We start from the raw sequence: 18,301 nt of genomic DNA, 5'->3' as shown, positions 1-18,301 counted from the left end.
GGAATTGTATGAGCCGCTTCAAATTAACCGTAGTACTTACTTTATTGAGTTGTATGTTTTTACTTGCTTGCGCAACGACTGTGAGCGCCAATACTAGTGTGCTAACAACAAGCACATCTGCGCAACCGCGCTTACAGCAAATGGCATTACAGAAGTTAACTCGTAACCCTAACTTTCACATTGAAAACTTACAAGTGATTGTTGAAGGTGAAACTGTTGAACTAAAAGGTATTGCAGAAACGGGCTTTCAACGCGCTTTAGCACAGAAATTTTTAGAACACAGCCAAGGTGTGATGCAGATAAAAAACAACCTTAAAGTGAGTAAGTTAAATCACTCGTCACTTTAAGGTTAGGTTTACAGAAGAGGCTTGAGATTATTCGCCACTTGCTTGTAGGTTGATGAATTTCGCAAGCTCTTCAGGTTGACCCATCAGCATTTGAATTTGCTGATTAATCTCCATCATAGTTTTACCTTCAGGTAATTTAGCTGATACTGAGAAAGATGATAAACCATTCACAAAGTTACTAATCGCTGTAGCAAGCTCTTCGCTCACTGGTACTTGCTGTAATTGCATCGCAACGACTTGCTTAAATTGCTCATGAGTCATACCTTGCGCAGTTAAGAAGCTATCAACAACCGCTTTAAGCTCACCTTCATCAGCAATCGACATATTAATGCTACGTGGCTCTAACTGAGTGAGGGCTGCCATCATCTTCGATTGCTGTTGTAACTGCTGCTCTAAAGTAAGCTGACCATCAGCTGCTTCATTTTGCATCTGGCTAACAGCGAGTGATGCTTCCATCAGCGCTGTGGTTTTAGCTAAACCAAGATTAAAGTTAACGTCAGCCACCTCATTTGCAGTCACTTTAAGAGCAAAGTCGCTATCACCTGAATCTTTATTATAATCAAGCGATGAGTCAACGTTATAGCTTGTTGATGCTAGCTTGTTATTAGAGTTTTCTGGCAGCTGCGCTAAAAATTCATCGCTAAAACGAAAGTTCTTCATAACAAAACCTGTGTGAGGCGGCACCGCATCCACTTCGTAACCCGACACATCAATACTATCGATTGTTGCAACAGGCTCATTGCTTAAACTATTTGAAACCGTGATCTCAGATAACTGCATGCTGCTATCAAAAATACTGGCTGAGATATCACTATATTTAATTTCTACACCGCTTTGGATTGATAACGCACTGATTTGCTTATCAACCACCTTTTTCACTTCCTGTGTAGCTGCGTAATTTGCGTAAGCTACGCCACCGACAGCCGCAGCAACAACCGCTGCAATAATTAACTTCTTCATTTTATTTCCTTTAATTGGTGTAAATTTTTTATCAGTGTATCAAATTGTATTTAGTTTATTAACGACAATAGCTCATGCACGGTTTTTACTGGGGTGATCTTAGCACCAAGGCCTTCCATTGATTTATGGTAATTACGATATGGAATAAAGATCTCAGTAAAACCGTGTTGCGCAGCTTCTTTAACTCGAGGTACGCCGCTGTCGATTGGTCTTACATCACCATTTAAACTTAGCTCACCCATAATACAGGTGGTACGCGGTACAACAAATTCGTTCAAGCTGCTTAAAAGTGCTGCTACCAATGCTAAATCGATACAAGTCTCTGACTCATCGATTTTTAAACCACCAACAATGTTGAAAAAAGTATCGTGGAAGATTTTTGTTTTTGTGTGCTTACGTAAAATACCTGTTAGCATCTTGATACGATTCATATTCAAGCCAACACACACCCGCTGCGGGAATTCGGCTTCGGTTTCTGTGGTTAAACATTGTATTTCGAGTAGTAAGTTACGGTTACCTTTACGGATACAAGTGATAGCAGAGCCCGGAGACTCGGTACTAGAACCAGATAAAAAGATTTCGCTTGGGTTATCAACGCTCAACATTCCGCGCTCGCACATTCTGAAAATACCCACGGTATCGATATCGCCAAAACGGTTTTTATTAGCGCGTAAGGTTCTGATTTGCCCATCGTTAGTATCGATATGTAATAAAGCATCGACTATGTGTACAAGTGTTTGCGGCCCAGCAATTTCGTTATTTTTGTTTACATGAGCAATGATGAACATAGTTACATCATTTTGCTTACAGTATTGTGTTAGTGCCTGAGCTGCACTTTTTACCTGTGAGGGTGAACCAGGGCTACCATTTGCCGTTTCTGTTACCACGGCCTGAATTGAGTCAATCACCGCGAACTTAATTTTGTTTTTATCAAGCTCTTCAATGATGGCTTCAACACTGGTTTCAGACAGCAAGTAAAGCTCATCTTCGTTGTAATCTAAACGTAAGCGATTCACACGGTTTTTGAACTGCGATAGAGACTCTTCGGCTGTGCAGTATAAAGAAGGCATTAGCTTTGACATACGTGCAACTAAATCTGACAGCAAGGTGGTTTTACCGGCACCAGGGTCGCCAGAAATAATGTTAACAGAGCCTGTGGTTACGCCACCACTTAGTACTCTGTCTAGCTCACCTATTTCTGTAAGGCGTTTTTCGGCCTCAGTGGTGGCAACTTCATTGATTTTCTTTGAGCCACCGCTAGCGATACCGGCATAGCCTGCCACTGCCGCACGGCTTGCCGCTTGCTTCGATTGCCCCGCTGAAGGCTTAAATTCTGCCAGCGTATTCCACGCTCCACACTTACACTGACCTTGCCAGCGTTGATAGTTCATGCCGCACTCAGTGCAGACAAATTCGATTTTTGCTGATTTTGCCATTCGGCCTTACCTATTTTGGTCGCTGTTTTGTGACTATTTCTGTATTTTCAAGCATATAATAGCTAAAGTAAAACATATGACTCAGGTAATTAATCTAGAGTCACTTTTGTAGTCACAAAAGATAATATGCTGTAACTTGCCCCATGAAAAACGCTTAATCATGCTAAGTGCTTAATTAAGAAATGGTTAAGGGCACAGTTTTTGCTTACAAATAAAACTTTACAGTGCTTGCCATTTAATTGGCGAATACATATAACAATAACTAATAAAATAAAAAACTAGTTACACTGCTTTGGCTTTCAATAGCCAGCTAGTATACCTACTTTTTTAGATAGACGGTGATGGTTTTATAAATGGCTGAAGACATACTGCTTAAATATGAAAGCCTAGTTGAAGAACTAAAGGCACATTTAGGCACTCCCCAGTTCGACAAACTGTTTAAATCAAAAACAGCTAGCTTAACAAAGCCAGAGCAGTTTCTGATCAAAATGGAAATGTCGCGCTTATCTCAGCCTGTAGCACGCTTTATTGATTTACGTGGCCAGGTAACCGGCCAAGTCAAACCCTACGAATATGATGGTAAGCAACACTTTATGGACGATACAGCCATTGAAGTGTTTGAAGATGCTATAAAGCGCCACGGTGGTTACACCCTTGCCGTTTACGAAGCGGTAATGAATACCGAAAACAATCACCGCGTAATGCAAAAAAAAGCCGCTGAACAAGCTTTAACTGACGATAGTAGCACGACAGAGCAGTCAGCCAAGGTCATTAAGTTTGCATCCTATGAAAGTCGCCGCGAAGAGCGGATGAACTACTCAATTAAAATTACCGTTGAACTAGATAAAGACAATAAGGTTGCAGCTTCCACCTCTGATATCTCTTTAAGTGGCGCAAAAATCAAGTTAGCACCACGGTATAAAGTTAAAAAAGGCCAATTAATTGGTCTGCGCTTAGTTGGCCTAGAGCAAGATTTTGAACTGGGCTTAAAAAACGGAATTCAATACGAAGTGGTTGCGGTAGAAAAAGTATCCCGTGAATACAACCATGTACGCTTAAAGCGCACCTTTATTGAAAATAATGATAAGTTTGATGAGTTCTTAGAAAGCTTTATTCACGGTAATAAACGTCGCTATAAAGTGAATCTAGACAATACCTTAGATGCGGTTGTATCGAAAGGCTACGAGCAATACTACATTCCACGTGTTACCTCGCTTTATACTTTTTTGAGCTTACAAGGCGACAAACTATATCCTAGCCTTGCGTTAACCACAGAAAATAACATTTTTATTCAGCGCTATTTTTGTGATGAGCGTAAGTTGTCATGCTTATATAGCATTATCAATCAACAACGTTTAGGTCACTTGCTCAGTTCACCAGATGCGGTAAAAGAAGAATACCTGTACACCTTCACTCATACCGTTGCTGGCAAGATTTATTACTACTCAGCTACGCGAACTGAGCTTGATAGCCAACCACAACTGAGAGATTTATTTTTCGGCTTTGGTAGCCAAAAAGACAGTTGGCAATGCTTTAAGCTTCAATTGATGCCAAGCCATCCGGAAGATTCGTATATTCCGCTGTCGCTGCCCAGCAGTGCTGGCAAAAACATCGAAAAACTTAATAAGCCACCGACACCACGGGTGCAGGGGTTGATTAAAGATGTTAAATATCTACTGATTTTGACCTCGGTGGGTACTAAGTTTGAACAACAAACATACCAACAGCTTGATTATAATAAAGATGCGGTAAACCAACTTAAACAGTTTGGTCACAGTAAGCATAAAACGCCTCCTCATTTAGAGCCTGTGGCGCTTGAGTATGTGAACCTTCGTGCTCATAAACGCTATTTATACAAAACAGCTATCAGCATTGAACATCATGAGCAAACAATTACAGGCCATACTCGTGATTTGTCTGTGATGGGCTTGCAAATTGAATGCGACCAACCGGTTGAGTTCAAAAAAGGCGATATCATCAAACTAAACTTGCCTGATTTGCAAAAAATTACCAAAAAGCACGATTTAACAAATCTGGCTTATGAAGTAATGGCTATAAGTAAATCACTGACAACGGTAAATTTAAAAGTGCATAAAGTTGGTGACTTACCGCATATGGCGATTAAGTTTTTCACCGTATTAATCGATAACAACAAAGACAAATTACGTGTTTGTGAAGAAACCCCTAAAATTCCGGGGCTATCAACTGCACTCAGAAATATGGTGACCAAAAGCGTGTGCCAATTCCCGTTTTATTTACATAAAGAAGCTGCCCACTTTAAAGCTGGCGCTATTGGCCAAGGCTTATATCCAAGCCCACTTCATGTACTACTACAAAATTTTGCGTTATTGAACGAAACAACCAGCATCGACGGATTCTTATCAACGGATCAAATTACAGAAGTGATCACCCCGTTGATCAAAGACCGTAGTCGCCAAGATCCACCTCTGCCATTTACCCTATTTGTTCGCTTTGATCCGCGCCAAGCCGAAATAAGCGATGCAATTACCAGCCGCTGTATTAGTGAAGATGATTACAAACCACAAACTTTGTTTGTGAAAAAAGCGCTGAAAAACGATTTAGTCTTTGTATTTCGTTTATATGTATCACGAACTGGTCGCCCTGATATTGATTACTTAGCGAATGAACTCAAATATATTAGTCAGTACGCATTACATAAAGCAAAAGACTTAGAAGAAGCACTATGGGCAGTAGCTGGTGTGGGTGATTTAATTGATATAACCGAAGAAGCGCTTACCCATTTTGATATTGACCGAAGGCTGATCAATGAAATGAGTAAACGCAAAGCGACTTGGTTAAAGCGAGTAATCTAACGGTAGAGAGAGTAAGTAAGCAACTTGCAGTAATGAGCCTTCATTAATTGCAGTTTGTGCTTGCTCAACTACTTTAGGTTTACCATGCACAGCAACACCAAGCCCTGCCGCAGCCATCATTTTCAAATCGTTCGCACCATCACCCATAGCAAGAGTTTGGCGATTGTTTAAGGTAAGCTTTTGTTCGATTCGTTTAAGTACACGGGCTTTTTCTTCAGCATCAACAATCGTGCCTATGACCTTGCCTGTTAAACGGTTATCTTTAAATTCAAGGGTATTAGCGTGCACTTCATCTAAATCAAGCAGTGACTGTACTTGCTCAGCAAATGGCACAAAACCACCTGATGCAATCGCTAAATGCCAGTTATGCGCTTTTAGGTATTGGCATAATTCACTCACACCAAGCATTAGAGGTAAACGCGCTTTTAAGCCGTCAATTAAATCTACATCGATACCTTCTAGTTTTGCGACACGCTGCTTTAAGCTTTGTGCAAAGTCTAGCTGACCAGCCATTGCTTGCGCGGTCACAGCAGCAACTTCATCATACACATCGGCAAGACGCGCAATTTCGTCGATACACTCAATAGTAATGGCTGTTGAGTCCATATCCATCAGCAATAAACCTGGTTCATTCACTGTTGGTGGATTAGTTAATTGCACCAATTGAATACCCAATTGCTTAGCAAACTCAACTAATACCAAAGGGCTTAGTGCTGTTGTTGTATCGCTATGAAAGCTCCACGCTACTGGCATGTCTGAGATTGGCTGATAACAACAAAGCGATAAATTGCTAAATCCTTGCGCTGCTAAAAAATCGCTAATAGCAAGTAATTGCTCAGCATTAAGCTCATTACCAAAGGCAACACTGAACACGCCTTGATTTGCTTTTGGCGTAAAGTCTGTTGTAATAAGGTGTTTGTTTTCAATTTTATACCAGCAATTTAGGCTGATTTGTTCTGCTAAATTTGCTGAAGGTGTAGCAGCTAAGCTAAGCTGTGACATAGTGGCTCCACATTAGACTTATGTCTGTCCTTGGTCGTGCATTTGGCACTCGCACTCAAGGGGCTGTTAAAGTTATCATGTTGTACCATCAAATTTAAAAGCTGTCAGTAACGTATACGGTGACTATGAAAAATAACCAACTTAAAATTCCCTTTTCAGCCACTTATCGCCAACGTGTTGTGCGCTTGAGCTTGGCTGCAGCCTGTTTTGTGCTGTTAAGTTGGGTTGCCATGAATAGTAGCTTTCAAAGCCACCAATTACTTTATGATAGTGCTGACAGCACCGCGATAAGCTTAACCAAGTTTATGGCACTAAATGCAAAAACCCCACTGCAAGAAAAAAACAAACCAGAGTTAAATGCTTTGTGTAATCATATTGCTGAAGATGAGTATGTTTTAGCGGCAACGATTTACGATCAACAAGGTATTCAAATTGCGGCCAGCGATAATTGGCAAAGTCACCACACTTTTGGTTTATTACCTGATTCAACGCCGGGTATCAGCAAGCTTAAAACCCCATTTGTAGAGCCGGTGATAAGTGATGATGAAAGGCCAATTGGCTTTGTGTCGATTACCTATTTAACGCAGGCTTCTATTGCAACCAGCCACAGTAGTTTTCATGATTTAGGTCGCCAAGTGTTATTAATGTTAGTGATCACCTGTATTTTCACTTGGCAGTTAGGCCGCGGCTTAAAACACTGGCAAATCAACCGTTACATCAAAAAAAGTGCAGAGCAAGAATCATAAAGTTCAGCAGCCAATTTCTGCTTTGTATCGCCTGTAACGCTTTTAAGCTCACATAGATGAGCAAACACATCGCGCACCTTAAGTGGTGTATTAATCTGCCCTTGAAAACCAGCTAGCGGCATTGATGGCGAGTCGGTTTCAAGCACTAAAAACTGGGGTTCAATTGTACTTATAACTTTACGAGTTTTAGCAGCGCGCGGGTAACTAATCACGCCACCAACACCAAGCTTAAACCCTTGTTTAATATAACTATGAGCTTGTTGCTCTGAACCTGAAAAGGCATGAATAACACCTCCATACTTTGGCTTGCAGCGCTTAAATGAGCGAGCAATTAAGTCATGGCTTTGTCTGTGATGTACAATCAGTGGTAAAGCGAGTTGGTTGGCAAGCTCTATCTGCCCTTCAAAAAGCTGCGTTTGTTTATCGAGGTTGTCGATACTGCGATCAAGTCCGCACTCACCGATGGCAATAAACTGCCCAGTATGGGTTTTCGCTAATTGCTCTAGTTCAGCGAGGTGATGAGTTTGGTGATCAGATAAAAAATAAGGATGTAAGCCTAAAGCAACTGAAATACTTGGCTCTGATTTAGCAAAAGAGAATAGTTTTGTAGATTGTGCCAAGCTCACACCCGGCACAATAAAATGCTCGATCCCTACTTGCTTGCATGCCTTGATGAGCTCTGTGCGAGTCTCATCAAATTCGCCAAAATCAAGGTGGCAGTGGGAATCGATAAAACGCATTTACGGATTTAAACGACCAAACTGCCAACTACCGTCGGCTTGGCGTTGGTACATAAAGCGGTCGTGTAAGCGGTGTGCCCCACCTTGCCAAAATTCGATTTTAGTAGGCTCAACACAGTAGCCTCCCCAAAAATCAGGCAATGGAATTTCACCCTCAGAAAACTTTTGCTTCATTTTCGCAAATGTTTCCATTAATACCTTACGTGATGACACTGGACGACTTTGCTGAGATGCCCATGCAGCTAACTGACTTTCTTTAGGACGTGATAAAAAGTACTTAGCCACAGCAGTTGTTGGTAAGGGTTTAGCTTCACCATAGACAATGACTTGTCGCTCCATATGGTGCCACGGAAAGTGCAGAGAAATTTTGTTATTACCTTTAAGCTCCTGCGCTTTGCGCGAGCCGGTATTGGTAAAAAACACAAAGCCATTTTCATCAAGATGCTTTAACAGCACAATACGCTGTGAAGGCTGACCATGTTCATCAACCGTTGCGACGACCATCGCCGTAGGATCAGGCAAATTAGTGGCAACAGCTTGCTCAAGCCATTTTTCAAACTGCTTGATTGGAGACGCATCAAGCATATCTTCAGATAAACCATCCTGTAAATATTCACGGCGAATATCTTCAAGTTTCATAAAATTCCCTCTATCGCTACAATCAGCTATCAGCTATCAGCTATCAGCTATCAGCTATCAGCTATCAGCTATCAGCTATCAGCTATCAGCTATCAGCTAAAGATTAATCAAGGTTATTGAGCTGTCAATTTTGTTGGGTTTCGCTGCGCTCTACCCAACCTACGAAACTAGGTTCTAGGTTCTAGGTTCTAGGCTCTAGGCTCTAGGTTCTAGGTTCTAGGTTCTAGGTTCTACAAGCTACTCCCCTCGCGCCTAGAGTCTAGTGCCTTCGATTTATGTTGGGTTTCGCTGCGCTCTACCCAACCTACGAAACTAGGTTCTAGGTTCTACAAGCTACTCTCCTAGCGCCTAGAGTCTAGGGCCTTCGATTTATGTTGGGTTTCGCTACGCTCTGCCCAACCTACGATGCTATGAGCTCTTAAACGTTCTGCAAGTGTAGGAGTGCTAGCAAGGCAATGAGTTTATTAATGCCAAGGAGCATACGTGTTTTGTATGTGACTTAGGCTAAATAAACTCATTAACGCAGCTAAAGCGAACTACACGAAGCAGAATTCACCTAAGTAGTTTAGCCTAAGACAAGGCGGAAAACCGACTTATCCCTATGAGCATACGTGTTTTGTATGTGATTAGGGTCAGTCGGTTTGACAACGCAGTATTAGGTTAAAATACGACGGTGATTACATTTGCTCCATTACTTCGATACCTAAAAGATCCAATCCTGACTTCAACGTCTTAGCAACTAAATTACACAGTACTAAACGGCTGTCACGAACACTTGGCTCTACGCCTTCTTTTAGAACTGGGCATGCTTCGTAGAACGTCATGTATAGGCTTGCTAGTTCGTATAGGTATCCACATAATACGTGCGGTGTCGCTTCGCTGATCATTAGATCAAGTACTTCTTCTAACTGAAGCAGTTTAAGCGCCAGCGCTTTTTCTTGTGGCTCGTTGATTGCAACGTCAGCTGTTAATGAAGCTGCATCGATACCTGATTTACGGAAAATACTGCGAACACGAGTATATGCATATTGTAAGTAAGGCGCTGTCGCACCTTCAAAGCTCAGCATAGTGTCCCAGTTGAAGATATAGTCGCTAGTACGGTGCTTAGAAAGATCCGCATATTTTACTGCGCCAATACCTACTTTACGGGCAATTTCACTACGCTCTTCGTCGCTTAAATCTGACTCACGCTCTGCAAGCTTAGCTGCGGCACGAGTGATTGACTCTTCCAGTAAATCAGCAAGCTTAACGGTACCGCCTGTACGTGTTTTGAATGGCTTACCGTCTTCACCCATCATGGTGCCGAATGGGCAGAACTCATAACTTGTTTCATCACGTAATAAACCTGCTTTACGTGCTGTTAGCTCAACTTGATTGAAGTGTAAGCTTTGACGTGCATCTACAAAGATTAAGATGCGATCAGCACCCAGTTTATTTGAGCGGTAATCACAAGCAGCTAAGTCAGTCGTCGCGTATAAGAAACCACCACCTGATTTCTGTACTATAAACACTGAAGGCTCGCCGTCTTTGTTAGCAAGCTCGTCTAAGAACACCACTTGCGCACCGTCAGACTCAACGGCAATGTTTTTGTCTTTTAATAGTGCGATGATGTTTGCAAGTTCGCTGTTGTAAGCACTTTCGGCCATGATGTCATCTTGCGTAAGTGTTACGTTTAGACGCTTATAAACTTCTTCAGAGTGCTTTACAGAAGTGGCAATGAATAACTTCCACAACTTTTCGCAGTGTGCGTCGCCGCCTTGTAATTTAACAACGTAATTACGGGCTTTGTCGGCAAACCCTTCTTCATCATCAAAGCGTTTTTTCGCATCACGGTAGAAGGTTTCAAGATCGGCCAGCGCTACAGACTCTAAGTCTACGCCTTGGTTGATTTGATCTTCTAAGTGCGCGATTAACATACCAAACTGAGTACCCCAGTCACCCATGTGGTTTTGACGAACAACTTCATCACCACGGAACTCAAGAGCACGAACAACTGCATCACCAATGATGGTTGAACGTAAATGACCTACGTGCATTTCTTTAGCAAGGTTAGGTGATGAGTAATCAACAACTACTTTTTGTGCTGTTGCATGTGGCGCAACTGCTAGCTTTTCGTCTTCGTTTGCCGCTTTTAAGCTAGCTGATAAAAACTCAGGCTTTAAGTGAATGTTGATAAAACCTGGGCCCGCGATTTCTGTTTTTTCTGCGATATCTGCAAGGTCTAGGTTATCAATAATTTTTTGTGCAAGTTCACGTGGGTTTGATTTTAATTTTTTAGCCGCGCCCATTGCGCCATTGATTTGGTAATCACCAAACTGTGGACGTGTGCTTTGTGTTACCGCTGGATTAGTGTCTTCAGGTAACCCGGCTGCAACCATAGCAGCAATTGCTTTGTCGATTAAAAGAGTACGAATATTCATTGTAATTTTTACCTTTATGGCCCGCTGTACGGGCACTTAAATTTGAAGCAGACTTAGCGTATTAGTTTTCGCGCGTGTGGTTAAACTTGATATCTGGATAGCGTTCCATCGACAAGTTTAGGTTTACACGGCTTGGCGCGATATAAGTAAGGTTATCGCCACCATCAAGCGCTAAGTTGCTTTCGCACTTACGCTTAAACTCTTCAAGCTTTTTGGTATCGTCTGAGCTTACCCAACGTGCAGTGTTAACACTCACACCTTCGTATATCGCATCAACGTTGTATTCTGCTTTTAAGCGCGCAACAACCACATCAAACTGTAGTACACCGACCGCACCTACGATAAGGTCGTTATTGATAAGCGGTCTAAATACTTGTACAGCACCTTCTTCAGATAGCTGAACTAAGCCTTTTAATAATTGCTTTTGTTTTAATGGATCTTTTAAGCGAATACGACGGAATAATTCTGGCGCGAAGTTAGGAATACCACCAAACTTCATTTTTTCACCTTGCGTGAAGGTATCACCAATTTGAATTGTACCGTGGTTGTGTAAACCAATGATGTCACCTGCGTAAGCATCTTGCGCTCGCTCACGGTCACCGGCCATGAAGGTTACCGCATCAGAAATACTGACTTGCTTACCAATACGCACATGGTTCATCTTCATACCTTGGCTATATTTGCCAGATACAATACGCATAAAGGCGATACGGTCACGGTGTTTAGGGTCCATGTTCGCTTGGATTTTAAATACGAAACCAGAGAAGTTATCTTCAGTTGCCGCAACTTGGCGGTCTTCTGTTTCACGTGGTAATGGCGCAGGAGCCCACTCAGTTAAGCCATCAAGAACATGGTCCACACCAAAGTTACCAAGTGCTGTACCAAAGTAGACTGGTGATAATTCGCCAGCTAAGAACAGATCTAAATCAAACTCGTGCGATGCACCAATTACCAGCTCTAGCTCTTCACGAAGCTGCTCAGCAAGTTCGCTACCAATCGCAGTATCAAGCTCAGGGTTATCTAAACCTTTAATAACGCGAACTTCTTGAATTGTGTGGCCTTGACCTGTGCTATACAAAATCGTTTCTTCACGGTGGATGTGGTACACACCTTTAAACTCTTTACCACAACCAATCGGCCAAGTTACCGGCGCACAGGCAATGTTTAGCTCAGTTTCAACTTCGTCTAATAACTCCATTGGATCACGAATATCACGGTCACACTTATTCATGAAAGTTACGATAGGTGTGGTACGTAAGCGTGTTACTTCCATTAATTTACGAGTACGATCCTCAACACCTTTCGCTGCGTCGATGACCATTAGGCATGAGTCAACCGCAGTCAGTGTACGATAAGTATCTTCAGAGAAGTCTTCGTGTCCCGGAGTATCAAGTAAGTTAACTAGACGCTCATTGTAAGGAAATTGCATAACAGACGTGGTTACCGAGATACCACGTTCTTTTTCCATTTCCATCCAGTCTGATTTTGCGTGCTGGTTTGAGCCACGACCCTTTACGGTACCCGCTTTTTGAATCGCTTGTCCGAATAACAGAACTTTTTCTGTAATAGTGGTTTTACCCGCATCCGGGTGCGAGATGATCGCAAAGGTGCGTCGTTTATTAATTTCGGTAGTTAAATTAGACATGTAAGCTGCTTTTAGTCATAACAAAGCGCACTTAACTGCCTTATAAATTATAAAGCTCGGTGCGCACTGTAAAAATAAAATAGAATTGCTAAGCATTATACCTTGTTTGTCTTAGCCAAAAAAGCAGCGATTGTAAGTAATTATTCACCTTTCGTTGAGGATTTTCGTTGTTCACTTTTTTGCTAAGCTTGTGTAATCAAGTTGTAACGCATACTATTGATAAATTGCACGGAGGGATATCAATTTAGGTCATGAAAACCAGTAAGCTCAGTATTCGATTATTATGGTATATCACACCATTAGTGATCTTACCTTTGTTGTTTTTAGGTGGCTTTACGTTAACCAATGTGACCAATTCAACAAAAAAACAAGCTGAGCTGATTGTCAGTCGCTTTGTTGAGCAACAGCAGCAAAAAATCTTCAATTACATTGACTCATTTCACTCAATTACCCGGTTGCTTTCGACCTCCCCAGTTTTGGCAGACTTTTTAGCCCGCGAACCTGAATCAAAAAACCAATACATTGAACGCCTTGGCGAGTTAATGAATGTATTTGCAAGTTATTCAGAAGCTTACCCTGACATTGTAAGTATTAACTATGTTGCCCCAGATGGTAAAAGCGATGCATTTTATTCAAGCCAATTAACCCCTGCGCCGAAAAGTTACCCATTTTTTGATCAAGTACTGCAATCAAATTTGCGCCAACAGCAATTTATGATCTCCAAAGAAGATGGCTCAACTAGCCTGTACTTTGTGCACCCCATTTATAATATCGATTACTACTTAAAACAGCCGCAGCAACTTGGGTTTATTGTTGTTCATGTTGAACCGTCGATATTAAATGCCAGTATTTTAGAAGCGCCATTTAATAACACTCTAAATTTGTTTTTGACCACTAAAGGTCAAATTTTATTTAGCTCAGACTATGACCTACGCGGCAGTTACCTAAGTGAATACGAGCTTGAACAAATTAAGAGTTTGGCCGATTACGGCAAACTAGCCAGTATTGAGCTGTCGAGTATCGATAAAGAAGAGCGCATCATCTACGCGGTACAAATGACCGACGGTGATTATTTTATCTCTACCACTCCCAAAGATTTGCTATATCAGTCTGGTAAAGCCATCAGTTTAATTACTGCATTAATTGTTATTATTTCAGTGATTTCACTGCCTATTTTGATCTACATTGTGGTGCGCAACTTACTACTTACCCCTGTCGAATTATTAGGGGCTGCAAGTCATCGAGTTGGTGATGGTGATTTATCGGTGTATTTGCCCGCCCATACAAACGATGAAGTAGGTGTGCTTTTTAATGACTTTAATCACATGGTGAACCAAATTCGTCATTACCAAGATGAGCTTGAAGAATATAAACATCACCTAGAAGAAAAAGTAGAGAGCCGTACTAAAGCCCTCGAAGCGATGAATAGCAAGCTAGAAGTAGCCATTGCGCAAGCTGAGCAAGCAAACCAACTGAAAAGCCGCTTTTTAGCGAATATGAGTCATGAAATTCGTACTCCACTTACCGCAATTATGGGCTTCACAGAGCAACTTCTGCACAACAAAGATGCGGTGAATGATGAGCAGCATTTAAGCACTATTTTACGTAACTCTAAGCACTTGCTTGAGCTCATCAATAACATTCTTGATTTATCAAAAATTGAAGCTGAAAAACTCGCCGTTGAGCGCGGGCCATGTAATGTAGTGCAGCTTATTCATGATATTGATTCGATTATTCGACCACTGGCTAATGAGAAGCAACTGGCGTTTAATATCAACTACAAGCTACCAATACCCAAAACTATTAATAGCGATACCACACGTTTAAAACAAATCTTGATCAATATTGCCAGCAATGCAGTCAAGTTCACTGAGAAAGGCAGTATCTCGATTGATATTAGCTACAACAGCGAAAAACAGCATTTACAATTTGCGATTCAAGATACCGGTATCGGTATGTCTGAGCGCGAAGTCGAGAGGGTATTTAAACCGTTTGAACAAGCCGATGCGACGACAACTCGCCGCTTTGGTGGTACGGGTCTTGGCTTGTGTATATCGAAGAACTTAGCCCAGTTATTGGGTGGTGATGTACAACTGATTAGTGAACCTGGAAACGGCAGTTGTTTTACCGTACAAGTTGCTGCTCACTTAAATGCCGAACAGCTTAAGTACGAGGCCTTTATTCATAGCTATGAGCAACTATCGCCAAGTAAAGACGTTCAGCTTTCATTTGCAGCAAACAGTTTTGATGCCAATATACTAGTGGCCGAAGATAACCCAGATAACCAGTTGCTGATCAAACTGCTGTTACAAACTTGGGGGCTTGAGCCTGACATCGCGAAAAACGGTGCTGAAGCAGTAGAAATGGCATTAGTTAATGATTATCAGCTGATCATCATGGATATGCAGATGCCAGTTATGGGTGGCTTAGAAGCAACGCAAATGCTACGTCACGCAGCCTATGATGGCCCTATTATTGCGCTTACGGCCAATGTAATGAAAACCGATGTTGACACCTACATTGAAGCGGGCTGTGATGAAGCACTCGCCAAACCAATCGACAAAGATGCTCTAGAGCAAGTGCTTGTAAGCTACTTACACATTGAAAAAGACAGTCAAAACAAGTGGGAAAACTTACTGAAAAGTGAAAAGTTCCAACAAATTAACGACAACTATCGCTCAAAACTTCCTGATTATTTAAGCCAAGTCGTACAGTTGTATCGCGCTAAAGAATGGGAAGCGCTACGTTCATTAGCACACAGCTTAAAAGGCAGTGCGGGGTGTTTTAGTTTTGAAGCAATTCATAAGACCGCAGGTCAGCTTGAAAATGCGCTACGCAGTAATCAAACTGAACAGGTGGAGCAATGCTACGATGCACTTATCAATGCCCTTGAAGAAGCATCTTAAAGGCTAAAGCTCATCCCCATTAAAATAGCGTCTTCGTTGCCTGTCGCGGTTGGATAGTAGTTCTTGCGCACCGACATATGTGAAAACCCAGCGCTTTCGTACAGGCCAATAGCAGGAGCATTCGACTCACGCACTTCTAAGAATAGGTTTTCAGCTTGCTGCTGCTCGCCGTGCTCAATAAATGCATTTAACAACTGCTTAGCAATGCCCTGCCCTTGGTACTTCGGCGCAACACAAATATCCATTAAAGTGTAATCTGGGCCTGCTTGTTCACCAATATAAAAACCTAGCATCTCATCACCTTGAAAAGCGGCCAGGTTAAAATAACGCCCAGCTAAACACGACAGCATGGTTTTCTCTGTCCACGGGTGACTATGGCAGGCGTTTTCGATAGCCATTAACTGGCTAATATAGGTTGCATCGACAGGTTTAAAGCTTATCAAGTTGTTCACCGATTAAAGACCAAAGTTGTTTTTTCTGTTCGCCATTGAGCTTATCGCTTGGTAAGCCTAAGCAGCCCTCTTGCCAGCTAATACTTGCTGTTTTAACGATTTGGGTAATTACTAACGGCGCAAATGCCTTTTCGAGGTCTTGGTGAAACTGTAACGGTAACGTCAGTGTTTCTTGTTGAGTGTTTGGCATTTGTTCGCCAGAAGTATCAGGCGCAGTTCGATAGTGTTGATTCAACTCTAAAGATTGTATAGAGAATATCGCAGCGTAACTTGGATTCATAACAACTCAATCATGATTAAGAGCAAGTAATATAGGGAGATTTGCGATTAAAGTAAAGAAGGAAGAAATGGCAGGGGCGGAGAGATTCGAACTCCCAACCGTCGGTTTTGGAGACCGCTGTTCTACCAATTGGAACTACGCCCCTGCAATGACGACGAATTATATAGAGCTTTTTTCAAAGGTAAAGTAAAAAAACACAGTTTTTAGTTTAACTGCTTCTTAAATAAACAAAACGGCGAATTAGCAAGCTAATTCGCCGTTTTTGTACCAATTCAGGTCAGAATAATAAAATTATTCCCACTCGATTGTTGCCGGTGGCTTACCTGAAATATCGTAAACAACACGAGAGATACCATCGATTTCGTTGATGATACGGTTAGAAACCACACCTAAGAACTCATAAGGTAAATGTGACCAACGTGCCGTCATAAAGTCGATTGTTTCTACACAACGTAGCGATACAACCCAGTCGTATTTACGCGCATCACCCATTACACCTACCGATTTTACTGGTAAGAATACAGTGAAGGCTTGACTTACTTTGTGGTAAAGCTCTGCTTTGTGTAGTTCTTCAATGAAGATAGCATCTGCACGACGTAGTAAATCACAGTACTCTTTCTTGATTTCACCAAGTACACGAACACCTAAACCAGGACCCGGGAATGGGTGACGGTAAAGCATGTCGTAAGGTAGGCCAAGCTCAAGACCAATTTTACGTACTTCATCTTTGAATAGCTCACGTAACGGCTCAACAAGGCCCATTTCCATATCGTCTGGTAAACCACCTACGTTGTGGTGAGACTTGATTACGTGTGCTTTACCTGTTGCTGATGCAGCAGATTCGATTACGTCTGGATAGATAGTACCTTGACCTAACCATTTAGCACTTTTCAGCTTTTTAGCTTGCTCGTCAAAAACTTTAATGAAGGTATGACCAATCGCTTTACGCTTTTCTTCTGGGTCTGACTTACCTGCTAAGTCTGCTAAGAATTGATCTTCAGCATCTACTTTAACAATGTTTAGGCCAAACTTGTTGCCGAACATGTCCATAACTTGCTGACCTTCGTTTAAACGAAGAAGACCGTTATCAACGAATACACACGTTAGCTTGTCGCCGATTGCACGGTGAATAAGCATAGCAACAACAGATGAATCAACACCACCTGATAAGCCTAAGATAACTTCGTCATCACCTACAGTTTCCTTAATACGCTCAATCGCATCGTCGATGATTTTAGCTGGTGTCCATAGCTTTTCACAGCCACAGATATCAATCGCGAAGCGCTCAAGTAAACGTAAACCTTGGTGAGTATGAGTTACTTCTGGGTGGAACTGTACGCCGTAAAAACGTTTTTCTTCCCAAGACATTGCTGCATGTGGACATGTTGAAGTTTTAGCAGTTGTTTTGAAAGTCTCTGGTACTTCCATCACTTTATCGCCGTGGCTCATCCAAACGTCTAGTACGCCTGCACCGCCGTCAGTAATGTGGTCTTCGATAGCATCGAATAACGCACAGTTACCTACTTTTTCAACTTGCGCATAACCAAACTCTTTCTTATCAGAGCTGTGTACGCTACCACCTAGTTGCATTGCCATTGTTTGCATGCCGTAACAGATACCAAGTACTGGCACGCCTGCGTTAAATACATACTCAGGAGCACGTGGGCTGTTTTCAAGTGTTGTAGACTCAGGGCCACCCGACAAAATAATACCTTGTGGATTAAATTCGCGGATTTGCTCTTCAGTTACATCCCATGCCCATAGCTCACAGTAAACACCAATCTCACGTATACGACGTGCGATTAACTGTGTGTATTGCGAACCAAAATCTAAAATGAGAATTCGTGAATCGTGAATGTCTTTGCTCATGGAGTATCTCGTTAGTCAGGAACTG

General features: G+C 41.9%; 14 protein-coding genes and 1 tRNA gene. 4 read left to right on the top strand and 11 right to left on the bottom strand.

Translation table 11 applies throughout. The features are described 5' to 3' along the window. The first annotated feature begins 8 nt into the window (after nucleotides 1-8). Nucleotides 9-347: a BON domain-containing protein gene (locus WA256_RS00380; protein ID WP_062564893.1), complete on the top strand. Its 339-nt coding sequence runs from the start codon at nucleotides 9-11 to the stop codon at nucleotides 345-347. 27 nt (nucleotides 348-374) lie between these two features. On the opposite strand, the gene WA256_RS00375 is transcribed toward WA256_RS00380, so the two are convergent. Further along, nucleotides 375-1,307 (bottom strand): hypothetical protein, encoded by a 933-nt coding sequence (locus WA256_RS00375; RefSeq protein WP_062564892.1) that lies wholly within the window; start codon nucleotides 1,305-1,307, stop codon nucleotides 375-377. A 50-nt stretch (nucleotides 1,308-1,357) separates the two neighbouring features. Then, nucleotides 1,358-2,743, bottom strand: a complete 1,386-nt coding sequence (gene radA / locus WA256_RS00370; protein ID WP_063528732.1) for a DNA repair protein RadA — start codon at nucleotides 2,741-2,743, stop codon at nucleotides 1,358-1,360. Nucleotides 2,744-3,096: 353 nt separating this feature from the next. Between radA and WA256_RS00365 the strand changes: the two genes are divergently transcribed. Continuing rightward, nucleotides 3,097-5,577, top strand: coding sequence for a PilZ domain-containing protein (locus tag WA256_RS00365; protein ID WP_269408871.1), 2,481 nt, complete (start codon nucleotides 3,097-3,099; stop codon nucleotides 5,575-5,577). On the opposite strand, the gene serB is transcribed toward WA256_RS00365, so the two are convergent. Further along, nucleotides 5,560-6,579, bottom strand: coding sequence for a phosphoserine phosphatase SerB (serB, locus tag WA256_RS00360; protein ID WP_335988177.1), 1,020 nt, complete (start codon nucleotides 6,577-6,579; stop codon nucleotides 5,560-5,562). The genes WA256_RS00365 and serB overlap by 18 nt on opposite strands. Nucleotides 6,580-6,704: 125 nt before the next feature. Here serB and WA256_RS00355 point away from each other — a divergent pair, with 125 nt between their 5' ends. After that, complete coding sequence (locus tag WA256_RS00355; RefSeq protein ID WP_054560826.1) at nucleotides 6,705-7,325, top strand: AhpA/YtjB family protein; 621 nt, start codon at nucleotides 6,705-6,707, stop codon at nucleotides 7,323-7,325. On the opposite strand, the gene WA256_RS00350 is transcribed toward WA256_RS00355, so the two are convergent. The 4 genes from WA256_RS00350 to prfC all read right to left on the bottom strand — a co-directional run bounded on the left by WA256_RS00350 (nucleotide 7,292) and on the right by prfC (nucleotide 12,769). Further along, the gene (locus tag WA256_RS00350; RefSeq protein WP_269408873.1) at nucleotides 7,292-8,065 is read right to left on the bottom strand and encodes a TatD family hydrolase; all 774 of its coding nucleotides are present in this window, start codon (nucleotides 8,063-8,065) and stop codon (nucleotides 7,292-7,294) included. The two genes, WA256_RS00355 and WA256_RS00350, sit on opposite strands and share 34 nt — an antisense overlap. Further along, a complete protein-coding gene (pdxH, locus tag WA256_RS00345; RefSeq protein ID WP_055020972.1) occupies nucleotides 8,066-8,704 on the bottom strand; it encodes a pyridoxamine 5'-phosphate oxidase in 639 nt (212 codons plus the stop codon). It lies immediately after the preceding gene. A 677-nt stretch (nucleotides 8,705-9,381) separates the two neighbouring features. Next, nucleotides 9,382-11,124, bottom strand: a complete 1,743-nt coding sequence (argS, locus tag WA256_RS00340) for an arginine--tRNA ligase (protein ID WP_130166547.1) — start codon at nucleotides 11,122-11,124, stop codon at nucleotides 9,382-9,384. A 61-nt stretch (nucleotides 11,125-11,185) separates the two neighbouring features. Beyond that, nucleotides 11,186-12,769 (bottom strand): peptide chain release factor 3, encoded by a 1,584-nt coding sequence (gene prfC / locus WA256_RS00335; RefSeq protein WP_054551232.1) that lies wholly within the window; start codon nucleotides 12,767-12,769, stop codon nucleotides 11,186-11,188. A gap of 251 nt (nucleotides 12,770-13,020) precedes the next feature. On the opposite strand from prfC, the gene WA256_RS00330 reads away from it, so the two are divergent. Next, nucleotides 13,021-15,675: a hybrid sensor histidine kinase/response regulator gene (locus WA256_RS00330; RefSeq protein ID WP_055020975.1), complete on the top strand. Its 2,655-nt coding sequence runs from the start codon at nucleotides 13,021-13,023 to the stop codon at nucleotides 15,673-15,675. Here the strand turns inward: WA256_RS00330 and rimI are convergent. The 4 genes from rimI to guaA all read right to left on the bottom strand — a co-directional run bounded on the left by rimI (nucleotide 15,672) and on the right by guaA (nucleotide 18,276). Further along, the gene (gene rimI, locus WA256_RS00325) at nucleotides 15,672-16,118 is read right to left on the bottom strand and encodes a ribosomal protein S18-alanine N-acetyltransferase (RefSeq protein ID WP_335988166.1); all 447 of its coding nucleotides are present in this window, start codon (nucleotides 16,116-16,118) and stop codon (nucleotides 15,672-15,674) included. The two genes, WA256_RS00330 and rimI, sit on opposite strands and share 4 nt — an antisense overlap. Beyond that, entirely contained in the window at nucleotides 16,105-16,407 is a 303-nt protein-coding gene (locus WA256_RS00320) for a hypothetical protein (RefSeq protein ID WP_335988164.1), read from the bottom strand. Before WA256_RS00320 ends, rimI begins: the two co-directional genes overlap by 14 nt. A 68-nt stretch (nucleotides 16,408-16,475) precedes the next feature. After that, nucleotides 16,476-16,552 (bottom strand) — tRNA-Trp (locus WA256_RS00315). A gap of 146 nt (nucleotides 16,553-16,698) precedes the next feature. Beyond that, the gene (guaA, locus tag WA256_RS00310; RefSeq protein ID WP_335988162.1) at nucleotides 16,699-18,276 is read right to left on the bottom strand and encodes a glutamine-hydrolyzing GMP synthase; all 1,578 of its coding nucleotides are present in this window, start codon (nucleotides 18,274-18,276) and stop codon (nucleotides 16,699-16,701) included. Between the last annotated feature and the right edge of the window lie 25 nt (nucleotides 18,277-18,301).

Origin of the sequence: Pseudoalteromonas sp. CH_XMU1449-3 (assembly GCF_037027245.1) — a bacterium.
Lineage (GTDB): Bacteria > Pseudomonadota > Gammaproteobacteria > Enterobacterales > Alteromonadaceae > Pseudoalteromonas > Pseudoalteromonas shioyasakiensis.
The sequence above is the reverse complement of the archived record's forward strand: the minus strand, read 5'-3'. Positions and strand labels throughout refer to the sequence as shown.

Excerpts from the sequence above, each read along its gene's own strand:
- WA256_RS00380 (WP_062564893.1), top strand. The coding sequence starts at position 9 with ATGAGCCGCTTCAAATTAACCGTAGTACTTACTTTATTGAGTTGTATG.
- WA256_RS00365 (WP_269408871.1), top strand. The coding sequence starts at position 3,097 with ATGGCTGAAGACATACTGCTTAAATATGAAAGCCTAGTTGAAGAACTA.
- WA256_RS00320 (WP_335988164.1), bottom strand. The coding sequence starts at position 16,407 with ATGAATCCAAGTTACGCTGCGATATTCTCTATACAATCTTTAGAGTTG.
- WA256_RS00350 (WP_269408873.1), bottom strand. The coding sequence starts at position 8,065 with ATGCGTTTTATCGATTCCCACTGCCACCTTGATTTTGGCGAATTTGAT.
- radA (WP_063528732.1), bottom strand. The coding sequence starts at position 2,743 with ATGGCAAAATCAGCAAAAATCGAATTTGTCTGCACTGAGTGCGGCATG.
- WA256_RS00375 (WP_062564892.1), bottom strand. The coding sequence starts at position 1,307 with ATGAAGAAGTTAATTATTGCAGCGGTTGTTGCTGCGGCTGTCGGTGGC.
- prfC (WP_054551232.1), bottom strand. The coding sequence starts at position 12,769 with ATGTCTAATTTAACTACCGAAATTAATAAACGACGCACCTTTGCGATC.
- pdxH (WP_055020972.1), bottom strand. The coding sequence starts at position 8,704 with ATGAAACTTGAAGATATTCGCCGTGAATATTTACAGGATGGTTTATCT.
- serB (WP_335988177.1), bottom strand. The coding sequence starts at position 6,579 with ATGTCACAGCTTAGCTTAGCTGCTACACCTTCAGCAAATTTAGCAGAA.
- guaA (WP_335988162.1), bottom strand. The coding sequence starts at position 18,276 with ATGAGCAAAGACATTCACGATTCACGAATTCTCATTTTAGATTTTGGT.
- WA256_RS00330 (WP_055020975.1), top strand. The coding sequence starts at position 13,021 with ATGAAAACCAGTAAGCTCAGTATTCGATTATTATGGTATATCACACCA.
- WA256_RS00355 (WP_054560826.1), top strand. The coding sequence starts at position 6,705 with ATGAAAAATAACCAACTTAAAATTCCCTTTTCAGCCACTTATCGCCAA.
- argS (WP_130166547.1), bottom strand. The coding sequence starts at position 11,124 with ATGAATATTCGTACTCTTTTAATCGACAAAGCAATTGCTGCTATGGTT.